Source organism: Nocardia sp. NPDC004722, from assembly GCF_053601505.1.
This window is the reverse complement of record NZ_JBSGBY010000308.1, coordinates 1-10,060: the sequence shown is the minus strand read 5'-3', so window position 1 is coordinate 10,060 and position 10,060 is coordinate 1. Positions and strand designations below refer to the sequence as shown.

General features: G+C 67.5%; 10 protein-coding genes. 4 read left to right on the top strand and 6 right to left on the bottom strand.

The features are described from left to right. The 3 genes from ACWELQ_RS26735 to ACWELQ_RS26725 all read right to left on the bottom strand — a co-directional run. Positions 1-513: MMPL family transporter (locus tag ACWELQ_RS26735; protein WP_452399798.1), on the bottom strand; the 513-nt coding region annotated here is incomplete at its 3' end. Positions 514-571: 58 nt separating this feature from the next. Continuing rightward, positions 572-1,093, bottom strand: coding sequence for an EXLDI protein (locus ACWELQ_RS26730; protein ID WP_452399797.1), 522 nt, complete (start codon positions 1,091-1,093; stop codon positions 572-574). Between the two features lie 215 nt (positions 1,094-1,308). Continuing rightward, complete coding sequence (locus tag ACWELQ_RS26725) at positions 1,309-2,253, bottom strand: LysR family transcriptional regulator (RefSeq protein WP_452399796.1); 945 nt, start codon at positions 2,251-2,253, stop codon at positions 1,309-1,311. Between the two features lie 60 nt (positions 2,254-2,313). Between ACWELQ_RS26725 and ACWELQ_RS26720 the strand changes: the two genes are divergently transcribed. Continuing rightward, positions 2,314-2,736, top strand: coding sequence for a DUF5997 family protein (locus ACWELQ_RS26720; protein WP_452399795.1), 423 nt, complete (start codon positions 2,314-2,316; stop codon positions 2,734-2,736). A 59-nt stretch (positions 2,737-2,795) separates the two neighbouring features. Beyond that, a complete protein-coding gene (locus ACWELQ_RS26715) occupies positions 2,796-3,479 on the top strand; it encodes a TetR/AcrR family transcriptional regulator (RefSeq protein ID WP_452399794.1) in 684 nt (227 codons plus the stop codon). On the opposite strand, the gene ACWELQ_RS26710 is transcribed toward ACWELQ_RS26715, so the two are convergent. Both ACWELQ_RS26710 and ACWELQ_RS26705 read right to left on the bottom strand, forming a co-directional pair. Next, complete coding sequence (locus tag ACWELQ_RS26710) at positions 3,480-6,851, bottom strand: FAD/NAD(P)-binding protein (protein WP_452399793.1); 3,372 nt, start codon at positions 6,849-6,851, stop codon at positions 3,480-3,482. It abuts the gene before it with no gap. Positions 6,852-6,948: 97 nt separating this feature from the next. Further along, positions 6,949-8,157 (bottom strand): MFS transporter, encoded by a 1,209-nt coding sequence (locus tag ACWELQ_RS26705; RefSeq protein WP_452399792.1) that lies wholly within the window; start codon positions 8,155-8,157, stop codon positions 6,949-6,951. A gap of 140 nt (positions 8,158-8,297) precedes the next feature. Here ACWELQ_RS26705 and ACWELQ_RS26700 point away from each other — a divergent pair, with 140 nt between their 5' ends. Further along, on the top strand, positions 8,298-8,756 hold the full coding sequence (locus tag ACWELQ_RS26700; RefSeq protein WP_452399791.1) for a MarR family winged helix-turn-helix transcriptional regulator: 459 nt from the start codon (positions 8,298-8,300) through the stop codon (positions 8,754-8,756). 79 nt (positions 8,757-8,835) lie between these two features. Then, on the top strand, positions 8,836-9,231 hold the full coding sequence (locus ACWELQ_RS26695) for a VOC family protein (protein ID WP_452399790.1): 396 nt from the start codon (positions 8,836-8,838) through the stop codon (positions 9,229-9,231). A 3-nt stretch (positions 9,232-9,234) separates the two neighbouring features. On the opposite strand, the gene ACWELQ_RS26690 is transcribed toward ACWELQ_RS26695, so the two are convergent. Further along, positions 9,235-9,810, bottom strand: coding sequence for a hypothetical protein (locus ACWELQ_RS26690; RefSeq protein WP_452399789.1), 576 nt, complete (start codon positions 9,808-9,810; stop codon positions 9,235-9,237). Positions 9,811-10,060: the final 250 nt, after the last annotated feature.

The following is a 10,060-nucleotide window of genomic DNA, read 5'->3' as shown; positions in this document are numbered from 1 at the left end:
GGTGCCGGTGATACCGGCCTTCAACTCGGTGCCGTTCACCTGCTGCTTCAACGCATCGCGCAGGGACTTCACCGCATCGGACTGCTTGGTGTCATTGGGGCTGGTGACCTTGGTCATCTGCACCGCGACCACCTCGACGGCCCGGTTCTCCGACGGGGGCACCGCCTGAATCGCGGTGACGTCCTTGATGGTCGGCGCCTGCCCGGTCAGACCCGACTGTTCCGACAGCTTGGCGGCGGCGGCCTGCACCGCGGCCGTGTCCGCATCGGTCATCGGGGCGCCGTCGGAGCGTTCGAAGACGATGAGCGCGGCCGGGGTATTGCTGTTGGGAAATGCCTTCTGCTGCAGGTTCATCGCCTGGATGGACTCGTAATGCGAAGGCAGGAAGTCGGATTGGTCGGTGGTGGCGGTCAGCTTCGGCGCCGTGGCGACCACCGCGACAATGGCGATCAGCCAGGCGGCGATGACCAGCCACGGAAATCGGACGACGAAGCGCCCCAATCGGGAGAACATGCGGGAGAAGTCCTTTCAGGGTTCGGCCGCGCTATTCAGCAGTGATGCAGTTATCGCTTCAGATGTCGAGGACCTGCGTGGACGGGTTCTCCACCACATCCGCGACGATCCGATAGACCTTCGCCGGGACCCGATCGCGCAACTCCCCCAGCGAATCCACGATGTCGAGCGTGAAGTCGCCATAGCCATCGTCGTCCAGACCGAGCATTTCGCGCCAGTTCTTAAATCCCTTGGCCCAGTTCATGATCGGCGAGTAGTCCGAGGAGTCGGAGTTGCTCTTGGCGGTGACGAACTCCTCGCGCTTCTCCTGAGCTGCGTGTTTGGTGGCGGTGGCGAAGTCGTTCCAGTCGATGATGTGGCTGTGCACGACCAGCTTGCCCTTGCGGGACTGGTAGACGCGGATGGTCTCGCTGCCCTCCTTGGTGACCCGATGCGCCTGCGACAGCAGCCGCCCTACGAAGCGCTGGGTGCGGCCGCCGCCGGGGCCGACCCGGACAGTGATCTCCTGCATGCCCTCGGGGAGGGTGTCGATCACGAGCTCGGTGGTGGCGGTGTCCTGGGTGTCCTTGTCGAAGTCCACGGGGTGCTCCAAATCATCAGAGAATGCGCATATGGGCATGGTTGTACAACACGACGCTGTGGGTCGATATCCGCTGTGCCGCATTGCTTCTCAGGGTGCGCCGGATCGCTCGATCCGTCTTCAGAGACTATAAGTAGACGTATACGTATAGCGCAACCCTGAGTTGACCCTGAACTTTCCCGGATCCCGCATGAGACCCGGGAACGACGTCATGACTAGCGGCCGCGCCGCTTACCCGCGTTCTTCGCGCCACCCTGCCGCGACTTGGCCGCGGGCTTCTTCGCCGCGGCCTTCTTGGCCGCCACGGGCTTCTTCGCCTTCTTCGGCTGCGGCGGCTGGTTTCCCGACGGCGACCGCGAACTGCGCGCGGAACGGCCGCGCACCACGCCCACGAATTCCTCGGCCAGTTCGGCGGACTCGGCCACCGGCCACGCCAAGGCGATCTCCGTCTCCGGCACATCCGTGACCAGGCGATACACCAGATCCTTGCGGTGATGCAGGCGCGCGATGGAATGCGGGACGATGGCCGCGCCACTGACCGCCGCCACCAACTCCATCGTCATGGCGGCCTCGTCGAGGTCGGACGCGTCCTGCATGCGCTCCTCGGTCAGGTCCTTGGTGGCGACCTGCTCGAACACCGCGATCGGATGATCCTTGGGCACCACCACCACCGGCACCTCGCGGTAGAGCGGGATGGCGTTCATGCCGTCGCGGTCGATGGGCAGGCGCACGAAGCACATGTCGACCGTCCCCTCGCGCAGCGCCGCCTCCTGCTCCTTCATCGGGATCGGCGTCAGCTCCAGCGCGATGTCCGGGAACCGCTCGGCCCAGATGCGCTCCCATTTGGTGACGGTGACGCCGGGCACGAAGCCGACGCGCAGCCGTTCCACCGTGTCCGCCTCGCGCACCGGTTCCGGCACGGCCGCGATGATCTCGCGGGCCTCGGCCAGCAACTCCGTCCCGTCCGCGCTCAACTGGGTCGGTTGTGCGCCCGGCACAAAGAGTTTCGTGCCCAGCTCCTCCTCCAATTCGATGACCGTCGCGCTCAACCGCTGCCGCGAGATGCCGAGGCCACGCGCCGCCCGGGCGAAATGCAATTCCTCGGCAACCGCGACGAACCAGCGCAGGCTCGTCACGTCGATGGACTCCAACCGGCTCATGGTGCCCAGGTTATTGCACCGGCCAGCAGCTTCGCCGCGCCCGCCCGATACCCTGGAGTGGTGAGCCCGGACAAGAACCCCCAGACCATGAAGCCGCTGACCGCGGCCGACAAGCTCGGCATCTACCTCCCGGCAACCCCCGAGGAGTTCCGGAACTCACCCGTCACCCGCGCCCAGCTCGAGGAATTGCGCGCCAACCCGCCGCAGTGGCTGGTCGAACTGCGTCAGAACGGCCCGTTCCCGCGTGACGTGGTGGCCCGCAAGCTCGGCATCTCAAACTCCGGCCTGGCCCGCAACGAGGTGTCGGACTCCCTCGATGCGGAAGAGATCGCCGCCCTGCTCGCCGATCCGCCCGCGTGGCTCGTTCAGGAACGCGAGAACCTGATCGAGGTCCGCAAGGAGGCCGAACGGGTCAAAGAGAAGGAGGCCGCCCGTCGCGCCGCCTCCAACCGGCCGGCCAAGAACCGCTTCGGCACCAAGTAGCGCCCGGTAGCCGGGCCGGAGCGGCCCGGCCCCGGCATCCGCATCACTATGCTCGGATCATGGGTTTGGACATCGAGATCAGCCGTGGCCGGTTGCCGCGCGGCATGCACGGGCTCGATCCCGCCGATGTCGTCCACTCCCAGCGCATGCGCATGTACTTCGGTGTCCTGGAAGCCGTCTCCGAGCGCGGCTTCGGCGCCACCACGGTCGCCGATATCGTGGCCCGCGCCAATGTCTCCCGGCGCACCTTCTACCAGCAGTTCAAGGGCCGTGACGACTGCTTCGCCGACGCCTTCGACGCGGCCGTGGAGCTGGTCCTCGGCTACCTCGACGAGAGCATCCGCGACACCCCGCACACCGACTGGCGCGCGCTCATCCACACCACACTGCGCGAATACCTGCACCACCTCGCCGAGAACGGCTACTGCGCCCGCGCCCTGCACATCGAGGCGCTCGTCGCCGGGCCGGTGGTGGCCGAGCAGCGACGGCACATGAAAACCCTGCTGGCACAGCGCATGCGGGCCGCCTTCCAGATCGGGCGCGGCGTCGGCGACATCCCCGTCGCGGTCCCCGACGAGACGTTCGAATCGCTCATCGGGGCCATCGACGACCGGATTCGCGACTGCATGCAGATGCGCGGGCCCGAGGCGCTGCCCGCGCTGCTGCCGCACCTGTACCAGATCACGCTGGCGCTGTTCGGGACTCCCGCCTGGGAGCCCGAATCACACAGCGGCACACCGTGATCAGTCCGCGATACGGCGCAGCACCCGATCCACCAGATCCGGTGCGGCACCCAGATAGTTCTCCGGACGCAGCAGCTCGGTGAGCTCCGGTTTGGTGAGATGCACCGCGATATCCGGGGATTCCGACAGCACATCGGCCAGCGCCCGCGTCGAGGACTGCGCCTCGAACGCGGCCGACTGCAACGCCTTCTTCGCGATCGGCTTGCCCAACAACGGGGCCAGGCGGATCGAGAGCCGCTCGGAGACGATCTGCCCCTCGGTGAGTGACAGATTCTCGGTCATCCGGTCGGCGTCGGCCATCAGCCCCGCCGCCAGCTCCACCGCCGTATGCGCCGCACCGCCGACCAGCAGCAGGCACTCCCGCAACGGCTGCCACTCCGCGTGCCAGGCCCCGGCCGGGCGCTCGTCCTCGGCCAGCAACGCGCCGAACAGCGTCGAGGCGAGTGCGGGGACTTGCAGGGCCGCCGCGCGAATCATGGTGCTCAACACCGGATTCCGCTTCTGCGGCATGGCGGAGGACTCGCCGCGGCCGACCGCGGCGGGCTCGAACAGCTCGGCGGTCTCGGTACGGGACTGGGAGATGACATCCACCGCCAGCTTGCCCAGCGTGCCGGAGGTCACCGCCAGCGCCGACGCCAGATCCGCGATCGGGGTGCGCACTGTGTGCCAGGGCGTCGCGCGCACGGTGAGCCCGAGCTCGGTGGCGAACTCGCGGGTCAGGCGCTCCACGATCTCCCCCGCGGGCGCCCGCGAGAGCTCCGAATCGGCGCAGCGAGCGCACTCGATATAGGAGGCCAGTGTGCCTGCCGCACCGCCCAATTGGACCGGCAGCGTCTCGCGCACCCGGGCCAGCCGCTCCCGCGCGTCCAGCAGGCCCTGGATCCACACCGCGACCCGCGCGCCGAAGGTCGTCGGCACCGCGTGCATGGCCAGGGTGCGGCCCGCGATCGGCGTGCTCCGATGCCGCCGCGCCAGCTCGGCCAGCGCGCCCACGATGGTGTCGAGGTCGGCGATCACCACGCCCAGCACCCGGGAGGCGATCACCATGGTCGCCGTGTCGAGGATGTCCTGGCTGGTGGACCCGTAGTGCACGTAGTTGGCGCTCACCGGATCCACCTCCGCGACCGCGTCGTGCAGGCGTTCCACGAAGGTCACCACCGGATTGGCCGCGCCGCGCGAGGCCTGCGCGATCTCCCGCGCGTCGAACTCGTGCTCGCGCACCGCGGTCGCCAGATGACCGGCCACCGCCTCGGGCACGATGCCCAACGTGGTCTGCGCGCGCACCAGCGCCAGCTCCACCTCGACCATGGCCTCGATCCAGGCGTCGTCGCCCAGCAGCGACTCCACCGGCGTGCCCACCCCGACCGGGGCCAGCAGCCCGCACTCCACCGTCATCTCCTGCCTTTCACACTCGTCCACCAGTTCGGAATGCCGCTGCACCCCGGGCAGATTCGGGGCCGGACCCTCGTAGCGGTGCGCGGTCAGCAGTTCGCGGGCGATGGCGTCACCGTCGGCCAGGGTCACCGAATTGACGCCGGGGCGCGGACCCGCCGCCGTCACCCAGCGCACCGCCTCGGTCGGCACCCCGAACACGTAGCGGCGCTGATGGATCCGGCCGAACACATCCACCGGATGATGCGTGCCCGGCGCGATGGCCAGGCCGCCGGTGCGATAGCGGCTGCCGTCCGGCGAACCGATCACGTAGCCGCGCACCTCCTCGCGGCGCAACAGATTGCGCAGCAACGGATCCGCGGTGCGATGCAGGTCCGGTGCGGGCATCCAGGCATCGATGAGGGAACGTGCCGTCATCACCGAATCGCCCACCAAGGGTGAATCAGCCACGAAGCACTCGCGCCTGGTGTCCGCCCGGACCCGCATGCCCGGACCGGCGACTCGCACCACACCCGCGCGAATCAGTGCCGCCAGTTCCGAAATCCGGTGCGCCGGTGGGCCGATGGACAGGAAGGCGTTCATCGGCGTGTACCAGCGGTCCAGGTCGTCGCGGTAGGAGGAACCCGCGATACCGCCGTGATCGACCACCAGCCGCACCTCGTTGCGCAGGTCGCGCAGCACGTCCAGGGCCGACTTCACCGGGCCGTGCAGATTGCCCAGCCGGGCCTGCTGGACATCGGTGTCGAGGTAGGCCAGCAGCCAGGTGTGGAAGTCGCCGGGATCGGTGAAGCAGCGGCCGCCGGTCGGGTCGGCCAGGGCGTTCCAGTCCCAGCGGTCCTGCGGCGCGACACCGAAGCGGTTCAACAACTCTTCGGTGTCCTCGGGAGTCTGCGCGATCAGGTAGCGGTCCCGGAAGGACGCCAGGCGATGCGGGCTCACCCGATCGGCGATCAGCCGGGTGTAGTACACCGACTCGACCTCCCGGGCGATGCACGGCCAGACATCGCGGCGGAAGGAGACGTCACCGTGCTTCTTGGCGCGCCAACGCAATCGGGCGATGCGATCGGCGTTCAGCAGCAGCGGCTCGTAGCGGCCGTCGACGCCCTTCTGATGCTCGCCGCGCGCATGATGCGGGACGCCGCGACGGCAACCGGCGATGATCTCCGGTTCCCGGCCCGACGGAATGTACTCCAGGCCGCAGTCGGATTCCTTGAAGCGGCCGCCGCGGCCCGCGGTCAGCATGGCCAGGTAGTCGAAGAAGGTGAGTCCCAGCCCGCGGATGATGACCGGCTCGCGTTCCGGGATGCGGTCCGGATCGATATCGGCGGCGTTTCCGGGCGGAAAGTAGCTCAGCCCCAAGCGGTCCGCGGCCTCGGACAGGGAGCCGGACGCGGCGGGCGGGACCTCACCCAGGTGGCCCTGGGTGAGCACGACCGCGTGCAGGCCGCGCAGGCGTTCACCGGTGCTGAGATCCAGCTCCTGCAATCCGCCGGGGCCGTCGCGCAAATCCAGGGCGGTTGCCACTATTTCGCGCACTCGCGCCCATTCGGCATATCGGTCGCGGGTGCGTTCGTACGCCCAGCGCAGGTAATGGCCGTAATAGGCCCGGGGCGGATAGGTTTCCGGGGCGATCCGCAAAGCCTGGTGAAATGCCTGGGCGGGCAGGCCCGCGAAATTGCCTATTTTCGCCAGGAAGTTGGACCATTCGTAGAGGCTGGGTCCGCGCTCCACCGGGCCCGCCATCTCGACGGTGTCGTCGGTGAATATGGTGACCTGCTCCGCGACCGTGTTCATGAGCAGGTGCGGAGACTGATCGGTGCGCCAGACCGCGCCGGTACCGGCGCGTTTCGAGTCGATGACCACCAACTCGACACCGGCGGTGAAACCTAGCTGCCTGGCATTGGCGCAAATCCGTTCGAAGACATTCAGACCTCGCGGCCCCATTCCGACTATGGCGATTCGCAAAACATTGTCGAGCATGCAAACTCACCGATCGCGCTCGATTAGCCGTGACCGAATCCGGACACTCCGCCGACATTAGACCCGGCAGGTCAAGCGCTCAAGAATGAGCGGTATGCTACGTCTGGTTAGCGAGATTTGTCGAAATATAGTTTGCTGGACCAAGATTCACAGCAAACTTCTTCGAGCGCCGGTCGAGCGCCTCGGCCACCAGGGCCAGCAACAACGCCGACGCGGCCAGCCCCGCACCCACCCAATTCGGTGCGGTATAACCGAATCCCGCACCGATAACCAGACCGCCCAGCCACGCCGAAATCGCATTACCCAGATTGAATGCGCCGATATTCATCGCCGAGGCCAGCGTCGGGGCGGCGTACGCCTGATCCAGCACCCGCTTCTGCAGCGACGGCACGGTCGCGAAGCCCAGCAGACCGATCGCGAAGATCGTCACGGCCGCCGCCACCTTGCCGTGCGCAGTCACCGTGAACAGCGCCAGTGTCACCGCCAGCCCGGTCAGCGGCGCGACCAGCATGAGCAGTGGCGCGCGGTCGGCGAACCTGCCGCCCACCAGATTTCCCGCGAACATGCCCGCTCCGAACAGCACCAGCAGCCAGGTCACCGAGCCGTCACTGAAACCGGCGACCTCGGTCATCATCGGCGCGATATAGGTGATCGCCGCGAACACTCCACCGAAGCCGAGCACCGTCATGCCCATGGCCAGCAGCACCTGAATGTTCTTGAACGCGGCCAGTTCATGGCGCAGGTGCACACCCTCGGGCTTCGGCAGATCCGGCACCAGCTTGGCGACACCGGCCAGACCCGCCACACCGAGCGCGGCCACCAGCGCGAAAGTCGTTCGCCAGCCGAGACTCTGGCCCACGAAGGTACCCAGCGGGACACCCACGACGTTCGCGACGGTGAGCCCGGTGAACATCATGGCGATGGCGCCGGCCTTCTTGTCCGGTGCGACCAGATCGGCGGCCACCACCGAGCCGATGCCGAAGAACGCGCCGTGCGCCAGCGAGGCCACCACCCGGCCCAGCAGCATGACGCCGAAGACCGGGGCGAGGGCGGACAGCAGGTTTCCGGCGATGAACAGTCCCATCAGCAGCATGAGCATGCGCTTGCGGGAGACGCGGGTGCCGAGTGCGGTCATGACCGGCGCGCCGAGCATGACACCCAGCGCGTAACCGGTGACCAGCCAGCCCGCCGTGGGGATGGAGACGCCGAAGTCCCCCGCGACCTCGGGCAGCAGACCCATGATCACGAATTCCGTGGTGCCGATCCCGAAGGCCCCGATGGCGAGGGCTAGCAGCGCGAGTGGCATGGGTACACCTTCCGAGCACAGGGTTGCAGAAGCGTTTTACAAGCGCTCACAATAATTGCAGACGCGGACTAATTGCAAGCGCTGGCTATTGCAGACGTGGGCTATCCTGGTGCGAGACCCTTCCGACCTGAGGAAACGCCATGACCGCCACCGACCCCGCCATGACCGCCCTGGCCCAGGGCTGGTGCGCCCTCTCCCTCCTGCACGGCACCATCGACGCCCACATCGAACGCGCCCTGCAAGCCGCCCACGGCCTCAGCGTCCGCGAATACTCCCTGCTCGACGTCCTGTCCCGTCAGCACGACGGCAAGGGCGGCATGCTCCAGATGAAGCAGGTCGCCGACGCGATAGTCCTCTCCCAGTCGGCCACCACTCGCCTGGTCACCCGCATGGAGGACCGCCACCTCCTCTCCCGCTACCTCTGCCCCGACGACCGCCGCGGCATCTACACCAAGGTCACCGACACCGGCCACGCCCTCCTCGAAGCCGCCCGCCCCACCAACACCACCGCCCTCCGCGAGGCCCTCACCGAAGCCGCGAAGAACCCCGAACTAGCCCCCTTGGTCCACACCCTCGAAACCCTCCACACCCCCGCCTGACCAGGCGCGGAGGCCGCTCCGACAGCCGAATCCCGCGAGGATGATGTCGGATCTCGTTGTCCGCCAGTAGATTCGAGGGATGCCTGTAGGACATCTCGGGATCAATGTCAGCGATCTGGCCAGGGCGCGCGAGTACTACGACGAGCTCATGCCATTGCTGGACTACGAGCCGTTGCTGGTGGATGAGGCACAGTTCGCGTACTGGCCCGCGGCGCGCAAGATCGGGACGTATCTGTTCTTCTACCCGGCCGAGACGGGTGAGTACTCGCGGGCGCTGCCGGGGCTACAGCATCTCGCGTTCATGGTGCCCACGCGCGCGGCGGTGGATCGGGTGCATGTGTGGGCGGCGGGGCGCGGGGATGAGATCCTGCACGCGCCACGGGAATTCCCGCAGTATCCGCCGCCGTACTACGCGACCTTCTGGAACGGCTTCGACAGGATCATGATCGAAGCCGTGTGCCACAAGGACGCGTGATCGTCAGCAGTAGTAGCAGACGCCGTTCGCGGGGAGCTCGGTGAAACACGAGGCGCAGGTGGCCTTGCGGGCCTCCGGGTCCGGCTTCGCCGCGGCGACCGGACCGGCCGCGGTGACGCGCCGGGGAGCGCCGCCGTTGCGCGGGATCAGCGGCGGGATGCCGCCGTCGGACGGGATCTCCGCACCGTAGGCCGCGTAGCACTGCCAGCGGGCGTAGGCGGCGTGCACCTCGAGGTCGGCGGGGATCGGCAGATGCGCCAATTCCAGGACGTACTTGTAGCTTTCGGTGACCTTGTGATTCTGCTTGACGCAGAGCGCGGTCAGCGGCGGCTCGCCCGCATTGTGGCTGCGCCGCGCCACCTTGCGCAGGATGGCGTCCATCCAGGTGCGGGTGGGCGCGTCGGTCCGGATGCCGGACATCTCCTGGATCTGCTCGGCGAGTTCATTGACGGTGACGAAATGCCCGTAGCCGGTGGCGGTTTCGGCCAGCACTTCGTGAGCGGCCAGCGCCCACGCGATCGAAGCGTCGCGGAAGGTCACCGCCTCGTGGTCGTTCGTCCGCCAAGCACCCGAAGTCATCGCAACATCCCTCATAGCGAAGACCAAATTAGCGCCCGCAGCCGCGACACGCCAATTCCCTTTGGCCATATCGCGTTTCAGTTTGGTCACACTCCCGACGAGTGAGGTATCGCCCCTCTCGAGCTCTCAGAGCTGCGCCCCGAACCCGGAGCATTCGTGGGGGCTCCGCCCCCACACCCCCGAAGAAGGGAGAAACGGGGGCTCCGCCCCCGAACCCCCGAAAGGGTCGGCGTCAGTTCGCGGTCTCGGA